Origin of the sequence: Psychromonas ossibalaenae ATCC BAA-1528 (assembly GCF_000381745.1) — a bacterium.
Lineage (GTDB): Bacteria > Pseudomonadota > Gammaproteobacteria > Enterobacterales > Psychromonadaceae > Psychromonas > Psychromonas ossibalaenae.
In genome coordinates, this window is record NZ_KB906971.1 from 122,706 (window position 1) to 141,514 (window position 18,809).

Below are 18,809 nucleotides of genomic sequence, written 5' to 3' on the forward strand. Positions count from 1 at the left end.
TAATAAAAAACACCAGATAACACCAATACTTTTGTATTGAATGCCTTAGTTACTACTCGATTAACAGGCACAATAACCCAGCGTTAACCGATAATAATGAGATCTATTTTGTGTTAATTAAAATGCCTCTAAACTTAATACTCCTCTGTTAATATAAGTAAAAAAATCATCTTTAAAAGAAAACCTCAAATAGGTTTTTCTTTGAATGAGAACAATTTTGTGTTCTCTATTTGGTGGTTAATTCGGAGATTTAGTCCGACTTGGAGAGTTAGTCCAATATTAACCAGATTTACCGTCTAGTTAGCAAGGTATTAGCTTGCAATTTCTTTTTTAAGAATCGCAGCAGAAGAAAATCTTTCGTAGCGATTAGCTTGAGCATATAATATCATTAAACACACAGCTATGTCAACAAAATAATTTTTTTAATTATTGACATAGTATTTTTAATGTGGTTGCTCTTAAATATCAATTAGTTAAAGATAAGTAATCAAACCTTTAAGTAAAAATAAAAGTATCTTTAACACTATATTGTCTTTTATGTTTATTCCCCTTATCATTAATGGTGTAAAGTTATTAATATTATGCTTTATACAATAATAGGTTCTTCAATATAGATAGGTGGTCATTATGGCAACAACATCATTTGATAAGAGCTTTGTAGTAAGTGATCAAACTAGCATTAAACAGCTTAAATCTGATTTCACTAATCCACGTAAAGTATCTATCAAAGCACGTAACGTAAAAGCTGAGAATGAGCAAGGTATACAGTTATTAAAACAACGACTCTCCAACTCGGTGCATTGCTAAAAGAGATTGATGAAGAACAAGTCATCAGTCTCTTATCTACTTTTTCCTGCCCTAAAAATACCGATGTTGAACGATTTCTACATAATAGTGCCATTCGTTTTGAACAAAGTGATAAAGCTCGCACTACGTTAATATTAAACTCTGAAACCAGTGATATTGTCGCTTACTTTTCGTTAACCTTTAAAGAGCTATCTTTAATAAGTGCAACAATCAGTAAAGGCGAAGTAAAAAAGCTAGATGGATTTAATAAAAACGCTGAAACACTACAGGTTTATTTGATCGGACAATTAGCCAAAAACTTTGCTATTGAAAACAGCATTACACTTCCCGATATTTTGGATATCGTTTACAACGATATAAATGAAGCTCGTAAATTGATTGGTGGAAGAACGGTCATTGTAGAGTGTGAAGATAATGCTCACTTGATTACATTATATGAGTCTCAAGGCTTTAAAAAATTAACAATGGATAATAACGAAGATAATCTGATCACGTTATACACTTACATCACAGATTAATTCCCCTGAATAATCAGTAAAACCTATATATACTCTTCTGAAATTATCAGATTTATCAGTATAGTTGATTTGTATATTCTAAAAACAAAAAAAGCCCTAAATGGGCTTTTTGAATGTCCTAAAAATAACCAATATTCTTAATAATCAATATTTTCAATTAGTTTTTTCATCACTTCAATTTTGGTTGAAACTTCTGACCCATAAACATCAAAAGTTACATCGTCTTTTCCTGTGTGGCCGACAATTTGCTTTACAATATAACCATTTAAACCGTTTCTTTTACAAAAACTTAAGAAGGTTGTGCGAAGACAATGAAAATCAATCATAAAACCCTGCTCTCCCTCATATTCTTTAGAAATGCCAATTTTCTTAATTAATGATCGGTTATACCATCTTGAAATACTTTCAGCCCAACCATACTTTCCGGGCTTTGTTTTACCAACTCTACATTCGATAAATAATACTTTCTGTTTTTGCCTTTTACGCTCTGCTACTAGATCAAGTAAACCAAACTCAATCAATTTTGAGTGGATCGGGAACCTTCTTTCAGAGTTTTCATTTTTTAAATCTTTATCTTCTATAGAAATATAATGAATACCCTTCTCTACACCAAAATCATCAGTTGTTAAAAACGAAATCTCATTTAACCTCATACCTGTATACAAGGCTATTTTAGGAAACCAAAATGCATCTGTCCTGATTTCTTTTGCTTCTCGCATATCTTTAAAGTCATAAGATTTGATTAACTGAATCTCAGCTTCTGTATATGGTCTTCTTCGCAACTTACTCACTTTGGTTTCTTTTAATTTTAAATTAGTAAATAGGTCTTTTTCTACCTCGTAGTCATTATCGTTACACCAGTTTAAGAAAGCCCCAATATTAATCATATATCTATTCACAGTAGCAACTGATAATGTCTTTTCAGAGCAACCTTTTTCGCTATTCGCAGATTTAGCAATAATCGCATCTTTTATTTCTTTTGCTTTTGTCTTGTTTATCTCTCGTAGATCATAATCTTCACCAAGCAGTTCAAAAAAGAAATTGAATGATATTTTATAATGTTCAATTGTATCGGCTTTAACTGATTTTGATTTTTCAGCAAGGAACAATTCAAACGTGGGTTTTAATTTTATTTGATTTTTGACTTTAGAACGTGTTTTAGAGTCTTTTTTCAAAGATTTTATTAAATCTAAAGTGTCAGTATAAGTTTCAAATAACTTGAAATATTGACCAATGTTCGCAATTCTCAATCCTTTGGCTGCAAACTCTTGCTCAGAAAACTCATCATACTCATTAGCGTATTTTATAATTTCAGTCATAAGCTGTTTTTTGAGGCGAAACTCTTGATAACCGTGTCTTGCAATAAAGCGATTGATTGCGTGTTTATCTACTGGCAAAGAGCAATCATCATCAAGCATTTCATTTAAAAACTCTTCACCGTAACCGTGTTCATTAAAATGCGCTTCAGCCGAAGAGTGAATATTCAAAGGGAGTGTTAAAGCTTCATCGGGTTTTAACTGAACAAGTTCAGCGTGAGTTTTAGAGCCTAGAAATGCCATATAATCGTCTAAATAGGACTCTAAATAATGTGGGTGTGCAAGTTGCTTATAAGTCGTTGCAGAGTTGCCTTCTTTGATGGTTTCTTTTAAATGTTGTTCATAGAGTTTCATATCAGCACTAGAGGGGATAGACAGTTTTTCTAAATCAATATGAGATTGGCGTTCACCACGAATAATTTGTTTTGATACGGCTAGGTATGTTGCATATTGTTTTTTTAAATATGCTCTAAAATCCCAATTTGCAGGTTCATAGGTGTTATCACCCAACAACCCCTCAATAAGTCTTTCTTCCATTATTAGTTCCCACTCCCGTTCAAACTTATCTTTAATAAATAATGCGGTAGATCTTGAAAGACTCAGTTTACAGCATTTTAAACTTGCAATAAATGTAAATGGTTTTGTTGATAATTTTTCGCAGACTTCAGAGGGAACTCTTAATCTAAAATAGTAATTTTTAGATTGAGGGTATTGATATAAATAATTGGGAAGTAGTGGCATAACTCGTCCTTTTTTGTGACAGAGTTATGTGACAGAGTTTTATTTCACAATAGTCGTTGACGTTTTCACTTAAAAATCAACGACTTAAAGAAGTGGCGGTGACGGAGAGATTCGAACTCTCGAAGGGTTGCCCCTTACACACTTTCCAGGCGTGCTCCTTCAGCCACTCGGACACGTCACCAGCTGCTTCGCTATATCGTTGAAGCGGGGCGCATCATAGATAACTCTCCGCATAAAATCAACAACTAATATCAATATTTTTAATTATTTAATTCTTGGCGTAGATATACAGCTGCACCTAACAAACCAGGATTGCTGTGTGTGATCAGATAAGTCGGGATGCTGGACAGGTAGTCTTTAAAGCGCCCTTTCTCCTCAAAACAGCTTCTAAACTCGCTAGACAGGAAGAAATCAACAAAACGAGGCACCACACCGCCGGCGATATAAACCCCGCCGTAGCAGGCAAGGTTCAGTGCCAGATTACCCGCAAAAGACCCCATTACCTGGCAGAATACCGTCAGGCTTCGCACAGCTAAATTACAGCTTTCATCTAGAGCGGCTTTAGTGACCTGTTTAGGCTCATGAAATTCGGGCTGTTTACCTTCTAAACGGCATAAGCTGTGGTAAAGGTTAACTAACCCCTGCCCGGATAAAATCCGCTCAGCTGAAACATGACCAAACTGCTCCTGCAGCAGCAGCAGAATATCTGCCTGTTCACGTGTATTTGAAGCGAAGCTGACATGGCCACCTTCTCCGTCCAGGCTTATCCATTTATTGTTTGATTTAATAATGTGCGAAACCCCTAAACCAGTACCAGGACCAAAAACCGCCGTAACACCACCGGGCAGCGCTTCACCGCCCCCGATTTTAATTTTGTCAGCTTCATCAACAAACGGAACAGCAAGAGAAATAGCCGTGTAATCATTAATAACAAACAGAGATTCAAGCTGCAGTTTCTGTTTTAATGCCTGCTTAGAAAATTCCCACTTTAGATTCGTCATCACTACCTGATCGTCTTCAACGGGACATGCTATCGCAACACATAAATGCTTAACCGGCTCTTGAAGTGTTGAAAAATACTGAAAAAGCGCAGCATCAAGTGTTATAAACTCTTTACAGGCAAACTCTCTGAGTTTACTTAAACTGCCGGTTTCTAAATCGCACACAGCAAGACGAATGTTCGTCCCGCCGACATCAGCAACAACAGATAACATAAATACTCTCTCCTATAAATATTAAAAACGAAACGCAATATGAATGATCGCCTTCTCATATTTGTAACAATACCAGCTCGAATTTGATCTAAAACAGTTTTTTTCTGTAATAAAATGACATCTAATGGCGACTTACTTATACTAAAAAGCAATTTAAGGGTTATTTTGTAGTAAATTTTCAGTTTGATAACTGACTTATTTCAGATACTACAATGTTATTTGTAAACAGTTATCAATTTAATCAAAACCCGTAAACAATCAGTTTAACGCAAAAAAAATAAATCACGTGGAACGATATGAATACTTTAGAGTTAATTCAAAAAAACCTTGATACTTTCAGCAAATCAGAACGCAAAGTCGCTGAAGTCATTATTGCATCACCGCAGGTTGCAATTCATTCCAGCATTGCTACATTAGCAAAAATGGCGGAAGTGAGTGAGCCCACTGTCAACCGTTTCTGCCGACGCCTGGAAACGAAAGGATTTCCTGATTTTAAATTACACCTGGCACAAAGCCTTGCTAACGGTACTCCTTACGTAAACCGCAATGTTAACGAAGATGACGGACCAGAGGCATATACAGCTAAAATCTTTGAGTCTACAATGGCATGCCTGGATGTGGCTAAAAATGCATTAGATACATCTTTAATTAACCGGGCTGTTGATGCATTAACTCAGGCGAACAAAATTTCATTCTTCGGCTTAGGGGCTTCATCTTCTGTTGCTCACGATGCGCTGAATAAATTTTTCCGCTTTAACATCCCTGTTTCCTGCTTTGATGATGTGGTAATGCAGAAGATGAGCTGTATTAACAGCACGGAAGGTGATGTCATTGTTCTAATATCCCATACAGGCAGGACTAAAGCACTGGTTGAAGTGGCACAGCTGGCACGCAAAAGTGACGCTTTTGTTATTGCGCTGACAGCTTGCAATTCTCCGCTTGCTTTACAAAGCAACCTGGTACTTTCGATGAGCGTACCGGAAGATACTGATATTTATATGCCGATGGCTTCGCGCATTGCGCAGCTGGTATTAATTGATGTATTAGCAACAGGTTTTACTTTACGACGTGGTGCAAAGTTTAGAGATAATCTAAAACGTGTAAAAGACGGGATAAAAGATTCTCGTTTTGATATTTGAAAGCAGTAAACCATTAACTGTAACCACCCTTTAAAAATGATATGCAATACTGTTACAGTGAAATTATTTATATTTACAGGAGTATACAATGACTAGACGTACCAAAATCGTAACTACATTAGGCCCAGCAACAGATCGTGATAATAACTTAGAAAAAATCATCGCTGCCGGCGCGAATATGGTTCGTATGAACTTTTCTCACGGAGAAGCCGTTGATCATGTTAAACGTGCTAACGATGTTCGTGAAATTGCAGCCCGTTTGGGTAAAGAAGTTGCAATTATGGGTGACCTTCAGGGCCCGAAAATCCGAGTTTCTACCTTTAAAGACAATAAAATCCAGCTTGCTGTCGGTGATAAGTTCACTTTAGACAGTGATATCGAAAAAGGCGCAGGCACCCAGGATGAAGTCGGCCTTGACTACAAAACATTACCTCAAGAAGTTGAAGCCGGTGATGTACTGCTGCTGGATGACGGGCGTGTGCAGCTGAAAGTTGAAAGCGTATCAGGCAATAAAGTCCATACTGTTGTTTTAATCGGCGGTCCGCTGTCAAATAACAAAGGCATCAACAAACAAGGCGGCGGTTTATCTGCAGCCGCATTAACTGAAAAAGACAAGAGAGATATCTTCACAGCGGCTGAGATCGGTTGTGATTATTTAGCTGTCTCTTTCCCGCGTAACGGTGAAGATCTTCGTTATGCCCGCAGTCTTGCATTAGAAGCCGGCTGTAACGCAAAAATTGTTGCTAAAGTTGAACGTGCAGAAGCAGTAGAAACAGAAGAAGCACTGGAAGATATTATTCTAGCATCTGATGTTGTTATGGTTGCCCGCGGCGATTTAGGGGTTGAGATCGGTGATGCCCGCCTAGTGGGTGTACAGAAGAATATGATCCGTACAGCGCGCCGTTTAAATCGTGTTGTTATTACTGCAACACAAATGATGGAGTCTATGGTCAGCGCTCCTATGCCGACTCGTGCAGAAGTAATGGACGTTGCAAATGCGGTACTTGACGGTACTGATGCCGTGATGCTTTCTGGTGAAACAGCTGCCGGCGATTATCCGGTTGAAACCGTTAAAGCAATGAGTGATGTTTGTATCGGTGCTGAAAAACACCCGAGCATTAATGTTTCTAACCACCGTATCAACTACACATTCGACGATCCGTCTGAAGCATTAGCCATGACAACTATGTTTGCGGCTAACCACACTGTTGGTGTAAAAGCGATTGTTGCATTAACTGAGTCGGGTACAACACCGCTGTTAATGTCTCGTTTAAGCTCAGGTTTACCTATTTACGCTCTTTCAAGCAGCCAGCAGACACTAAGTTACTGTGCGCTATACCGCGGTGTGACACCGGTCAAATTTGCATCTACAACGACTAACAGTACTGAATTCTTAGAAAATGCAGTTGAAACATTAAAAGCAGAAGGCTGCTTAAGTGCTGGTGACCTGATTATAATCACTCATGGTGATGACAACAACGCAGGTTCAACTAACACATGTAAGATTGTTGAAGTTAAATAACAACAATAAATGACTGTAAAAAAGCCTCTCAACTGAGAGGCTTTTTTGTGTCTTAAATATATGACACCTTGTTTCAGGTGCAGCTGTCACCGCGGCACAGTTTAACGTCGTAACGCAGGTATTTTTCAGCACGAGTCACTCTCTTGCGAATTTCCTTATCTTTGAGGATAGGCAGTTCTTTGCCCGCTTCAATAACAAAAGGCTTAACACTCCATTTAACAGCAAGCATATAAATGCTGCTGCTGCCGCGCATTATTTTATAGTAGCCGAGCTCACCCTGCTGGGTATCTCGTCTTAATGAGCAGGCATACTGACCGTAATAGACAAGCTCGGAGGCCTGATCATTTATATCTGGACGATGAATGACCGCATTCTCACAGATACTTTCAATAATATCTTCAACTGAAACGGAAAAACGGTGAACTGTCATAGATTTTGGCAGGTTCGTCAATTTCTGCTTGTTGATAGATGCGTGAATTTCACCTGCCGATGGCTTAAAGGGAGTATATTCCATTTCAGAAAAACGTTCTAATGACAGGTTTTTAGTTTTCTTCCAGCCTTTTTTCCAGCCGGGGTAAACCGGCACCACAAATTTTTCCTGTGCAGGCATGGTCTGGTCAGCAACTCCATTAACTATTATTTTCGCTTTCTGCTGATCATCACAGGGTACATTGGAAAAACTCATTGAGTTTCCATCCACACATTTATACACCTCAGAGAAAACCGGCGTTGTGAATAATAGAAAGGACATAAAAATAGGAGCTGTTTTCAACATAAGTAGATAATAGCCTTTTATTTTACTATGTATTTACTTCAGCTTATGTCTAAATTGCCAAATCTAACAGTAAATCGGGTAAAAAAATATTTATAATCTTTTACAAATCAATTCTATGAGTATCAGAATCAGTCTGCTGTGCAAACTGCTTTTTCAACACCTTTTTGCTTTCCATATGAATATCGCCGCCTTTTGCGATAGTAAAATGATCCGGCTGTACATTAAATTCACTTTGGTATGCCAGCACAAGCTGCAGTGAATGCTCCTTCTGCGACTCAGTTAATTCATTGCCGTCTAACCACTTTCCAGTTTCAACAGCTTGTTTTAACTGCTCATAAAGTGACGGTGATATATTCTTTGCATATTCAGTTAAATTTGACACAAGAACTGCCTCTTAGTAGTTTAAAATATTAACCTGGACTATGCTAAGTATATTGATTTAAGGGAATAATTCTACTCATGATTATCAAGACCTTTCAAACCCCTTTGCTGCTAAGTGCGGTGCTTTTAACTGCAGCCTGTAATCCGCTCAAAAACGATGATCTTGCGACAATTTGTAAGAAGCATCCTGAACTTTGTGCAGATATCAAACAAATTGGTGACTGCCGTTATAAACGCACAACTGTTATTCGTGCCCGATATTATGAAAAAATTGAGCCTACTGAAAGGCATACTCGTGACCTGCTAAACGAACTTGATGAATATCAATCGTGTATGGAATTAACCTTGTCAATGCAGTTCACCCGTAATAAAGAACGTAAACAGCATCGTCTTAATAACTATTTGCAAGCGCAGAAACTGATGAATGACCTGCTTAAAGAGACCAAAGGCACACAGGATCCGCATCTTGCCTATTACCTATGGACTCATCATCAGGACTATAAAGCCAAAGAGGTATTTTTAAAAGCGGCCAGTCAAAAAGGCATAACGGATATCAGGCTGCTGATTAAGTTAGCGAGTTTTAATGCTAAAGAAGATCCGCAGGGCGCATTAGACCTGTTTTATAAAGCCCTGAATGTCAGCAGCTCAATCGAAGATATCCCCGAAACTGCTTTTATGTCGATAATGACGCTTTATTTCCAGAATAAAAATTTTGAACAAGCCTATGTCTGGGCACTGCTTGCAGAAGAGCAAGATAATAATGATGAGTTTCCCATTAACCTGGATCTTATATTAAGAAAAGGCCTGGCAAACGGGAAAAAAATCATCAGCAACGAAGACGAGCTGGAAGATCTGGCCGATATATACTACCAGCACTTAGAAGAAGGCACTTTCATAGAGAAGGCGCCTAAGTTAAGAAAATAAAGGCATAAAAAAAGCCTCAATTGAGGCTTTTTAAATGATATTCAGCTGTCGGCATTAAGTTAAATGACGTACACATTTTAACAGTATTAACGAACGCGCATTCATCTGAATCGCCTCTTTTATACTTTTATGCTTGTCAGTTAATTCACCGCTTAAACAAGCTGTATTAACCTTCATCTTCCATACCAGCCCGGTATCTAAGACCGGTAAAGTACAGCATATCTGATAACTTGAAGCATTCAGAATTAAAAACCAGCGTTCACCACCTTCAGACGTTTCATGCAGTTCAACTGCAAGTGCCTGAGAATTTGATGCATGCCAGTCATCTTCATCCATCAGGTAACCATCAGGGTGATACCACTTAACCTGATCACTGTTTTCATGACCGATAATACTGTCATCACTTAAAGCCAGATTACCAAACAGACGTGATTCATTACGCAGTTTAATAATTTCACTAGTAAACTTAAGCAGGCTTTGATCAGCTTCGCTTATATCCCAGTTTATCCAGGTAAGCGTATTATCCTGGCAGTAAGCATTATTGTTACCCGCCTGATTATGGCCCATTTCATCACCCGCTAAAAAATGCGGTGTTCCCTGGGATAACAAAAGGCTGGTAATCAAATTACGCTTCTGCTGCTGACGACGCTGATTGATACGCGGATTGCTAGTCTTGCCTTCCACACCATTGTTAGCTGACAAATTATGTCCGTGACCGTCACGATTTTCTTCACCGTTCTTCTTGTTATGACGATGCTCAAATGAAACTAGATCATCTAAAGTAAACCCGTCATGGTAACAGATATAATTCACACTACTGGAATTAGAACGATAGCGTTTAGCAAACACATCACGGGAGCCCAGCAGGCGGGTTGCAACTTCAGCAACATTACCTGTATCCCCACGCCAGAATGAACGCAGTGTATCCCGGTAGCGGTCATTACACTCTAACCAGTCACTTGGAAAACCGCCCAGATGATAACCGCCTGGACCGATATCCCACGGCTCTGCAATCAGCTTAACCCGGCTTAAAACCGGATCCTGTAATAACGCTTTAAAAAATGCACTCTGGCTGCTGAAACCATGATGCTCTCTTGCCAGCGTTACGGCCAGATCAAACCGGAAACCGTCAACCTGCATCTCCGTTACCCAGTAACGTAGAGAATCAAGGACTAATTTTAAAGTCCACGATGAATCAAGATTTACCGTATTACCGCAGCCTGAATGGTTACTGTAGTTTGAATAATGGTAACCTTTACCCTGCCTGTCTTTTTCAAAAGTATAATAGTTGCGGTTATCAAAGCCTTTTAAGCTGAGAATTAAACCATCCTCACCAGACTCTGCAGTATGGTTATAAACCACATCTAAAATGACTTCAATATTCGCTTCATGAAGCTCCCGCACCATGGTTTTGAATTCATTGACAGCATCATACTGAGCATAACGGTTATCAGGAGAAAAGAAATTAATCGGGTTGTAACCCCAATAATTAGTTAATCCAAGATCTTTTAAATGAGCTTCACTCATAAAGCTGAAAACCGGCATGATCTGTAAACTGGTCATACCGAGTTTTTTATAATGCTTTATACTTTCCGGATGCGACAAACCAAGGTATTTACCACGATTTTCCAGTGGAATTTTTTTATTCAGTTGACTGAAACCTTTGACATGCACTTCGTATAGGATCCTGTCATGATCTTCTATTTCAGGTTTCTTTACACCTTTCCAGTCAAAGGTATCATCAACAACCACTGATTTTACAACCTGGAAATCTTCTCGATCACTCTGTGCCTGTGCAAAACCGTGCTGCACACGGTTGAGTTTTTTGGCATAGGGATCAATCAGCAGGTTGTTTTGGTTAAACAACAGCCCTTTTTCAGGGCGGTAATCACCGAACACACGATAACCGTATAACTGTCCGGCTTTTACCTGCTTAATATAAATGCTCCACATATGCCCTTGTTTTACTTCCAGGGCATAGCTGGCAATCAATTTTTCACATTCACTAAATAAGCATAACTCTACGCGATACGCACCTAAGCTATAAACTGAAAAATGACAGCCTCCTTCATCCAATATGGCTCCAAGAGGCAGAAACTGACCTCGTGAATCTGAAAATGGATGATTGTTACTGTCTAACTCAAGTAATTTATCGCTCACTAGCTAGCCCTTCTTCTGTAAAAATACTGTTGATAATGGTGGTAAGTTTAGCGTAAATGAATACGATTTACCCTGCCACGGATGCTCCTGCGCATTAAATACGCCCATCACATCTCCCATACCGTAGTTACTTCCCCAGTAATATTCACTGTCAGTGTTTAAAATAACTTCGTACTCACCCAGCTCTTCCACTTGTAAACGGTAACCGTCACGAGGAATAGGAGTAAAGTTTGACAGACAGATGATTTGTTTATCCTGATTAAGATTATTACGTACAAATGAAAGGATACTATTTTCACCGTCCGAATGATCTAACCATTCAAAACCTTTGCTGTCATAATCCGATTCAAATAATGCAGGGTTATTTTTGTATAAATGATTCAGATCAGCTGTTAATTGTTTCTGGCCTTGATGCTTATCAAACTCAAGAAGATGCCAGTCAAGTCCGCTGTTATGGTTCCATTCACGACTTTGAGCAAACTCACCGCCCATGAAATTAAGTTTTTTACCTGGGTGGCCGAACATGTATCCCGTATAAGCACGTAAATTTGCAGCAGCCTGCCATTCATCACCCGGCATTTTACCAATCATTGATTTTTTACCATGCACCACTTCATCGTGTGAAATCGGTAATACAAAATGCTCATTGTAATGGTAAACCATCGCAAAGGTCATTTCGTGGTGATGGTATTTACGGTACATAGGGTCCTGCTGCGCATAACTTAATGTATCGTGCATCCAGCCCATATTCCATTTGAAGCCGAAACCTAAGCCGCCCTCGAATGTTGGTTTAGATACACCTGCGAAAGCAGTTGATTCTTCAGCAATGGTCATGGCATTCGGATACTGACTATATACTTCTTCATTAAACCATTTCAGCAGACTGATTGCTTCGTAGTTATGATTACCACCGTCTACGTTAGGTACCCACTCGCCTTCGTCGCGTGAGTAGTCCCAGTAAAGCATAGAAGCAACAGCATCAACACGTAACCCGTCAACATGGAATTTGTCTAACCAGATTAAAGCGCTGGCTACTAGGAACTGACGTACATTGTCACGACCAAAATCGTAGATATAAGAGTTCCAGTCAGGGTGCCAGCCGCGGCGCGGATCTTCATACTCATACAAAGGTGTGCCGTCAAAGCGTGCTAAACCATGCGGGTCTGATGGGAAATGTGCTGGTACCCAGTCAACAATAACTCCGATACCGGCCTGGTGACACTGATCGATAAAGTATTTCAGATCATCAGCATCCCCGAAACGACTCGTTGCGGCGAACAGACCTACCGGCTGGTAACCCCAAGAACCGTCAAACGGGAACTCAGAAATCGGCATTACCTCAAGGTGGGTGTATCCCATCTCTACCAGGTATGGGATTAGATCTGCAGCTAGCTCACGGTAAGTCAGCATACGCTCTACACCGTCTTCTTCTTTACGTTTCCATGAGCCTAAATGAACTTCATAGATACTCATTGCAGTGTAGCGTTTATCACCTTTCTGAGATGCAAACCAATCCTGGTCATTCCATTGGTACGCTTCATGATCAACAACAATTGACGAATGTGACGGGTACTGCTCTGCCTGGAAGCCGACAGGATCCGCTTTATGAGGCAGACGGTTACCAAGACCGTCTTTTAATTCAAACTTATATGCACAACCAGCTTTCAGATCTGGAACGAACAGAACCCAGTGTCCACACCAGCTGCGCTGCATCGGTTGACGCTGACCATCCCAATGGTTAAATTCAGTAATTAAACTTACGCTTGATGCATTCGGCGCATATACAATAAATCGTACACCACCAATTTTAGCATCATCAAGCACTGCCGTTTTAAGCTGCGCTCCTAATGTCTTATAAACATTCTGAGGTGCTTCATGCAGTGTAGATAACCCTTCAAAAGCAACTTCATGGAACTGGTACGGATCCACAAAACGATGCTCTTGACCTTTATAAAAAGCCTTAAGCTCGTAAGTAAATTTTTCAGTTTTATCAGCTAACACAATTTCAAATAACCCGGCATCGTCAATTTTAGTCAATGATGTCAGCGGTTTTTCATCTCCTAAAGCATAAACTTCAACGGCATCTGCCTCCGGCAGCCAGGCACGTAAAATAAAACCTTTACCGTTCGGGTTGGTTAATAAACCTAAGCATTCAAAAGGATTATCCAGTTTTGCTTCTTTTAATAAAGAAATCATCGAAATATGCTCAGTATGTAAAGACTCTTGTTTTTTTACGACCTTTAGAGGCGCTTTTTTTACAGTCTTCTTCACTGTTGTTTTTTTAACAGCCGCTTTTTTTACTGGCGTTTTCTTAACCGGCGCTTTTTTAACAGACGCTTTTTTTACTGGTTTTTTGACCGCTTTCTTAGCTTCTTTTTTTTCTGCGTTTTTTACTTCAGTATTCATAATTTTCGGATCCAATATTAATTTCAGATTTAGACTATGTTTTATTACTTACGCGCCTGAGTTAATTCAGCAAGAAGTTTTTTTACTTCTTCATTGCAGAATAACTGTTCGATATTTTGTGACAGTTTACGCTGCCAGTTGCGATATTCATCACTTGTTCCCGGTACGTTAACCGGATGTTCCATCTCCAGAAAATCTTCAAGCTGCAGACTTAATAATGCAGACTCCCCTTTCGCTAAATGTTTCTGCAGACCAAAGTTCAAGGTCTGATCCATGCCTGAAACCTTCGCATCCCGCACATATTCATCCGGCAGACTGCCGTGACCGTGCAGGCTGTTAAGAATCTGCTGTTTACAAACCAGACGGTCATGTAACAGACTCTCATAAACATCCTGTTTCGGATATAAACCTAACTCACGTCCCAGGTGAAGATCTTCACAATGCCAGAAACCTTTAATGGTCGGCATATCATGTGTAGAAAGTGTAGCCATCGCCTGCGGTGCATAATGCTCTGGAGAAATAAAGCCGCCGTCTTCGGCCTGTTCAAAGAAGTACACTTTGTACGAGTAAACACCCGCGTCTTTCAATAGAACATCAATACCTTCAGGTACAGTACCAAGATCTTCACCAATTACCAGACATTCATTTCGCACACTTTCCAGTGCTAATAAATTAAGCATATCTTCAACCTGGTAGTAGATGTATGCGCCTTTCTCTGCACTTGCATTGTCCGGCACCCACCATAAACGCAGTAAAGCCATCACGTGATCGATACGCAGCGCACCACAGTGGCTCATATTAGATTGTAATAACTCAATAAACGGCTGGTATGCTGTTTCCTGCAGCTGGTCCGGTGCAATAGGAGGAAGACCCCAGCTTTGACCTAGAGGGCCTAGGATATCCGGTGGCGCGCCGACACTGATCTGTTCGCAGTAAAGAGAATGGTTAGCCCAGATTTCCGAGCTGCTGATACCGACACCTACGGCTAAATCACGGTAGATACCCAGAGTCATGCCTAATGATTTTGCTAACTTGTCAGCTTCTTCTAACTGTAATTCAGAGACCCACTGTGTATAACACCAGAATAATACTTCCTGAATATTCTCTTTAATCCAGTTTTGCGACGCTTCACTTTGGAATGCCTGGAACGCTTCAGGCCAAACCGGCCAGCCCCATGAATTCGAGTCTAATGCTAAGAAGTGGAACTGTAATGCATCATAACCAGCCTGCTGCATTAATGACTCGCCTTTATCTTCAACGTACTGGTTAAATGCTGTCAGGCGTTTTTTACTTTTTGCGCTGCCGTTATTCAGAGTTGCAAAAAGCTCTCTTAATGCAGACAGTTTTAAGGAAGTGACATGTTCGTAATCAACCCATTGAGTATCACGTATTACACTCAGTTCTTGTTGGAAATCAGCGCTGGAAATTTTATCCTGTAAAACTTTATTACGCTCAAATTCATTAACCGCAGTAATATCTGTATATAAAATATTCAGCCATTTTCTTGATGATGGACTATACGGGCTTGCATTACCCGGCTGAGACGGCGATAAAGCATGAATCGGATTTAAGCCGATAAAATCACCACCGTTTTCTTTAGTTTTAACTAGCAATGTTTTCAGGTCACTGAAATCACCGATTCCCCAGTTAACTTCACTTTTAACACAATATAACTGAATACTTGTGCCCCATATTTTTTCACCTTGTGCAATAGGCTCGGGAATATAACAGCGTGAAGGCGTAATAATTAACGACATGGTTGCTAATGCTTCATCAATGCCGTTTTCATAAACAGATAAAGAATGGTAACCAATCGGCAGGTCAACGGTCATTTCCACCTGATAGCAATGAAACTCAACATCTGAAATTTCTTTCACTGCTGTTAAAGGGAAGCCCGTTGCACAGATAGTCTGCTTAATTTCACTTTTGTTTTCCAGTGTGATTTTATAAATCAAAGCATCAGCGGCAGAGTCGATAGGCAGGCGAACATCAAACTTGTAAGATGTGTTTTTCTGGCAGACTGAAACAGGTGGTAGTGCAGTTAACCAGTGCTCCTTTTCTTTTTCAAGGTAATGAGCATGTAAAAGCGAGTCATCTGAAGCGTCGTATCCCATTTTTCCGAGTATATTTCGTATATTCTCATCGGAGACTTTTGCCGGATTCCCCCATGCATCAACAAAATTCGGATCAATTCCTTTTAATTCCATAAACATATCTAAAGTAGAACGAGACATATAACACCTATTAATTTTTATTCATACAGCATCTTACAATGCCGTGTTGTTTAAGTAAGCTTAACTATCAAATAAACTGCACAATATCATTTATATGATTTATATCATAATTTGATGTGATGTGAATTCATTATCATTACATAGTACAAACTGATAAGCCTGTGAAATATTTATTTATTTCATGATTTATCGCAATAAATGCTTCGAAGTATTTTATTCCCGCATTTTTTCACGTAGTTTACGTCGCAATCGGCTCTTTTAAAATTGCTAAATGCGCATATTCAAGCAAAAAGAGCGTTACTTAACCCATTGTTACAATTCTTTACATAGGGACTTTATCCATGATTTCTCACCTTTTTTTAGAACAGAAGACGACATTATCTGATTCTGTCAGCCTGCAGACCGATTCAAGCGGTTACGAATTCCTCATTATCGAACATCAAAAACTTAATGCCGCATTTGCGCTTCATGGTGGACACTTAATACATTTTCAATTGGTGGGACAGGAACCGCTTATCTGGCTGAGTAAAACCGCTATATATAATGACCAAAAAGCAATCCGCGGCGGCGTACCAGTCTGCTGGCCGTGGTTTGGAGCCGCAGGTGAAACATTAGGGGATAATTTGCCTTCACATGGTTTCGCCCGTACCAGCAAATGGTCAGTAGCTGATATTAAAGAGTCTGAACAGGGACTTGAGCTTGAGCTGCACCTTAAAGACAGTGCTGAAACACGCAAACTTTGGCCTTTTGAATTTGAACTCGTTTTAAAAGCAAGTCTGACCTCAGAGCTTAAACTGGAGCTGATCAGCAAAAACACCGGCGATAAACCTTTCAGTTACCGCGGCGCCCTGCACACTTATCTAAATATCAGCTCTCCGGAGTTTTGTACTGTTTCAGGATTAAATGAAACATTTTCTAATTCATTGAAAAATGGTCAAGTTACAACAGGTGACGGTACTCTGCTGATCAACGCTCCGATTGATTCTATTTATAATAAAGCTCCTGAGTCAGTATTACTTGATGATAAACAATTCAGCCGGAAGCTGAAGATGGAAAATTCAGGTAATGATTCAGAAGTACTTTGGACACCATGGATTAGCGGCGCGGCGGCCTTTACTGATATGCCCGATGACGGCTACAAAACCATGTTCTGTATCGAATCAGCAATAACCGCTAAACAAGGTATTACTGTTGCACCGGGACAATCTCATACCCTAAGCACATTAATTAAATAACTGTTTCGTTTATTTATTACATAAATAGACAGGAAGATTTTACATAACAATCTTCCTGTTATGCTGTAATACGCACTTTAATGTCTTTGCTCTTCATTTATATGATCAGACAATTACAAAAACGAACAAAGCTAACCAATTCATCTACAAAAAAGCGCTAATTAACAGGAAAATTTGGGTTTTACTTTATTTTCTGTGTAATTGCCCTTAATATAAGCGCGTAATTTAATTACAGCGTCAGTCGCTTAATAAAAACACTATTTGTATAATTTTCTTTCTAAAAGAATAATTTAATAAAAAAAATGGTGTTTTCAGAGCGAATAACTTGACCAGCATCAAGTCTTAGGTGTTTTTGACACCTATAATGATGACAGTTTTAAAATCAAACCATCCAAAAGGATCTAAAAAATGACAATTAAAGTAGGTATTAACGGCTTCGGTCGTATCGGCCGTTTCGTATTCCGTGCAGCATGTGAACGTGCTGATGTAGAAGTTGTTGCAATCAATGACTTAATCGACGTTGAATACATGGCTTACATGCTTAAATATGACTCAACTCACGGTCGTTTCAACGGTACTGTTGAAGTTAAAGAAGGTAACCTAGTTGTTAACGGTACTACTATCCGTGTTACTGCTGAACGTAACCCTGCAGATCTAAAATGGGATGAAGCTGGCGTTGAAGTAGTTGCTGAAGCAACTGGTTTCTTCCTTACTGACGAAACTGCTCGTAAACACATCGAAGCTGGCGCTAAAAAAGTTGTTCTTACTGGTCCTTCTGGCGACGTTCCAATGTTCGTTAACGGCGTAAACTTCTCTGAGTACGCTGGTCAAGATATCGTTTCTAACGCTTCTTGTACTACTAACTGTCTAGCGCCAATGGCTAAAGTTCTTAACGACAAATTCGGTATCGAATCTGGCCTTATGACTACAGTTCACGCAACTACTGCAACTCAAAAAACTGTTGACGGTCCTTCTGCTAAAGACTGGCGTGGTGGTCGTGGTGCTTCTCAAAACATCATCCCATCTTCAACTGGTGCTGCTAAAGCTGTAGGTAAAGTAATCCCTGCTCTTAACGGTCTTCTAACTGGTATGGCTTTCCGTGTACCAACTGCTAACGTTTCTGTTGTTGACTTAACTGTTAACCTTAAAACTGCTGCTACATACGAAGAAATCTGTGCTGAAATGAAGCGTGCTTCTGAAAATGAAATGGCTGGCGTTTTAGGTTACACTGAAGATGCTGTTGTTTCTCAAGACTTCATCGGTGAAGTTCAGACTTCTGTATTTGATGCAAAAGCTGGTCTTTCTCTAACTGACAAATTCGTTAAAGTTGTATCTTGGTACGACAACGAAATCGGTTACTCAAACAAAGTTCTTGACCTAATCGCTCTTATCTCTAAATAAGAATAATTAGTCAAAATTTGTTTTAAGCCTGTACTT

The 18,809-nt window shown here is 39.4% G+C and carries 14 protein-coding genes and 1 tRNA gene; 7 read left to right on the forward strand and 8 right to left on the reverse strand.

What is annotated here, in order from left to right:
• The first annotated feature begins 627 nt into the window (after positions 1-627).
• Positions 628-807 (forward strand): hypothetical protein, encoded by a 180-nt coding sequence (locus G327_RS0104225; RefSeq protein ID WP_019613519.1) that lies wholly within the window; start codon positions 628-630, stop codon positions 805-807.
• Positions 801-1,325 carry a hypothetical protein gene (locus tag G327_RS0104230; protein ID WP_019613520.1) on the forward strand — a complete coding sequence of 175 codons (525 nt, stop codon included), beginning with the start codon at positions 801-803 and terminating at the stop codon, positions 1,323-1,325. The genes G327_RS0104225 and G327_RS0104230 overlap by 7 nt, the downstream gene beginning before the upstream one ends.
• Before the next feature lie 137 nt (positions 1,326-1,462).
• Here the strand turns inward: G327_RS0104230 and G327_RS0104235 are convergent, their stop codons facing one another.
• From G327_RS0104235 to G327_RS0104245, 3 genes are all read right to left on the reverse strand, one after another.
• Positions 1,463-3,382 (reverse strand): site-specific integrase, encoded by a 1,920-nt coding sequence (locus tag G327_RS0104235; protein WP_019613521.1) that lies wholly within the window; start codon positions 3,380-3,382, stop codon positions 1,463-1,465.
• Positions 3,383-3,475: 93 nt separating this feature from the next.
• A tRNA-Ser gene (locus G327_RS0104240) sits at positions 3,476-3,563 on the reverse strand.
• 79 nt (positions 3,564-3,642) lie between these two features.
• Positions 3,643-4,596, reverse strand: coding sequence for a glucokinase (locus tag G327_RS0104245; protein WP_019613522.1), 954 nt, complete (start codon positions 4,594-4,596; stop codon positions 3,643-3,645).
• Between the two features lie 296 nt (positions 4,597-4,892).
• Here G327_RS0104245 and G327_RS0104250 point away from each other — a divergent pair, with 296 nt between their 5' ends.
• Positions 4,893-5,735, forward strand: a complete 843-nt coding sequence (locus tag G327_RS0104250) for a MurR/RpiR family transcriptional regulator (RefSeq protein ID WP_019613523.1) — start codon at positions 4,893-4,895, stop codon at positions 5,733-5,735.
• 88 nt (positions 5,736-5,823) lie between these two features.
• A complete protein-coding gene (gene pyk / locus G327_RS0104255; RefSeq protein WP_019613524.1) occupies positions 5,824-7,257 on the forward strand; it encodes a pyruvate kinase in 1,434 nt (477 codons plus the stop codon).
• Between the two features lie 73 nt (positions 7,258-7,330).
• On the opposite strand, the gene G327_RS0104260 is transcribed toward pyk, so the two are convergent.
• Complete coding sequence (locus G327_RS0104260; RefSeq protein WP_157600983.1) at positions 7,331-8,032, reverse strand: DUF4124 domain-containing protein; 702 nt, start codon at positions 8,030-8,032, stop codon at positions 7,331-7,333.
• A gap of 100 nt (positions 8,033-8,132) precedes the next feature.
• The gene (locus tag G327_RS0104265; protein ID WP_019613526.1) at positions 8,133-8,414 is read right to left on the reverse strand and encodes a YeaC family protein; all 282 of its coding nucleotides are present in this window, start codon (positions 8,412-8,414) and stop codon (positions 8,133-8,135) included.
• Positions 8,415-8,491: 77 nt separating this feature from the next.
• On the opposite strand from G327_RS0104265, the gene G327_RS0104270 reads away from it, so the two are divergent.
• Positions 8,492-9,337 (forward strand): DUF2989 domain-containing protein, encoded by an 846-nt coding sequence (locus tag G327_RS0104270; RefSeq protein WP_019613527.1) that lies wholly within the window; start codon positions 8,492-8,494, stop codon positions 9,335-9,337.
• A 54-nt stretch (positions 9,338-9,391) separates the two neighbouring features.
• On the opposite strand, the gene glgX is transcribed toward G327_RS0104270, so the two are convergent.
• The 3 genes from glgX to malQ all read right to left on the reverse strand — a co-directional run bounded on the left by glgX (position 9,392) and on the right by malQ (position 16,137).
• A complete protein-coding gene (glgX, locus tag G327_RS23950; protein ID WP_019613528.1) occupies positions 9,392-11,497 on the reverse strand; it encodes a glycogen debranching protein GlgX in 2,106 nt (701 codons plus the stop codon).
• Positions 11,498-11,500: 3 nt separating this feature from the next.
• Positions 11,501-13,699 (reverse strand): 1,4-alpha-glucan branching protein GlgB, encoded by a 2,199-nt coding sequence (gene glgB / locus G327_RS0104280; RefSeq protein ID WP_425413782.1) that lies wholly within the window; start codon positions 13,697-13,699, stop codon positions 11,501-11,503.
• Between the two features lie 248 nt (positions 13,700-13,947).
• Positions 13,948-16,137 (reverse strand): 4-alpha-glucanotransferase, encoded by a 2,190-nt coding sequence (malQ, locus tag G327_RS0104285; protein WP_019613530.1) that lies wholly within the window; start codon positions 16,135-16,137, stop codon positions 13,948-13,950.
• A 341-nt stretch (positions 16,138-16,478) separates the two neighbouring features.
• Here malQ and G327_RS0104290 point away from each other — a divergent pair, with 341 nt between their 5' ends.
• On the forward strand, positions 16,479-17,372 hold the full coding sequence (locus G327_RS0104290; RefSeq protein ID WP_019613531.1) for a D-hexose-6-phosphate mutarotase: 894 nt from the start codon (positions 16,479-16,481) through the stop codon (positions 17,370-17,372).
• Between the two features lie 408 nt (positions 17,373-17,780).
• Complete coding sequence (gap, locus tag G327_RS0104295; protein WP_019613532.1) at positions 17,781-18,773, forward strand: type I glyceraldehyde-3-phosphate dehydrogenase; 993 nt, start codon at positions 17,781-17,783, stop codon at positions 18,771-18,773.
• The last annotated feature ends 36 nt before the right edge of the window (positions 18,774-18,809 follow it).

What these genes read in the sequence shown, in the direction of transcription:
- malQ (WP_019613530.1), bottom strand. Translation starts at nt 16,137, where the DNA reads ATGTCTCGTTCTACTTTAGATATGTTTATGGAATTAAAAGGAATTGAT.
- G327_RS0104290 (WP_019613531.1), top strand. Translation starts at nt 16,479, where the DNA reads ATGATTTCTCACCTTTTTTTAGAACAGAAGACGACATTATCTGATTCT.
- pyk (WP_019613524.1), top strand. Translation starts at nt 5,824, where the DNA reads ATGACTAGACGTACCAAAATCGTAACTACATTAGGCCCAGCAACAGAT.
- G327_RS0104260 (WP_157600983.1), bottom strand. Translation starts at nt 8,032, where the DNA reads ATGTTGAAAACAGCTCCTATTTTTATGTCCTTTCTATTATTCACAACG.
- G327_RS0104245 (WP_019613522.1), bottom strand. Translation starts at nt 4,596, where the DNA reads ATGTTATCTGTTGTTGCTGATGTCGGCGGGACGAACATTCGTCTTGCT.
- G327_RS0104250 (WP_019613523.1), top strand. Translation starts at nt 4,893, where the DNA reads ATGAATACTTTAGAGTTAATTCAAAAAAACCTTGATACTTTCAGCAAA.
- G327_RS0104270 (WP_019613527.1), top strand. Translation starts at nt 8,492, where the DNA reads ATGATTATCAAGACCTTTCAAACCCCTTTGCTGCTAAGTGCGGTGCTT.
- G327_RS0104235 (WP_019613521.1), bottom strand. Translation starts at nt 3,382, where the DNA reads ATGCCACTACTTCCCAATTATTTATATCAATACCCTCAATCTAAAAAT.
- gap (WP_019613532.1), top strand. Translation starts at nt 17,781, where the DNA reads ATGACAATTAAAGTAGGTATTAACGGCTTCGGTCGTATCGGCCGTTTC.
- G327_RS0104225 (WP_019613519.1), top strand. Translation starts at nt 628, where the DNA reads ATGGCAACAACATCATTTGATAAGAGCTTTGTAGTAAGTGATCAAACT.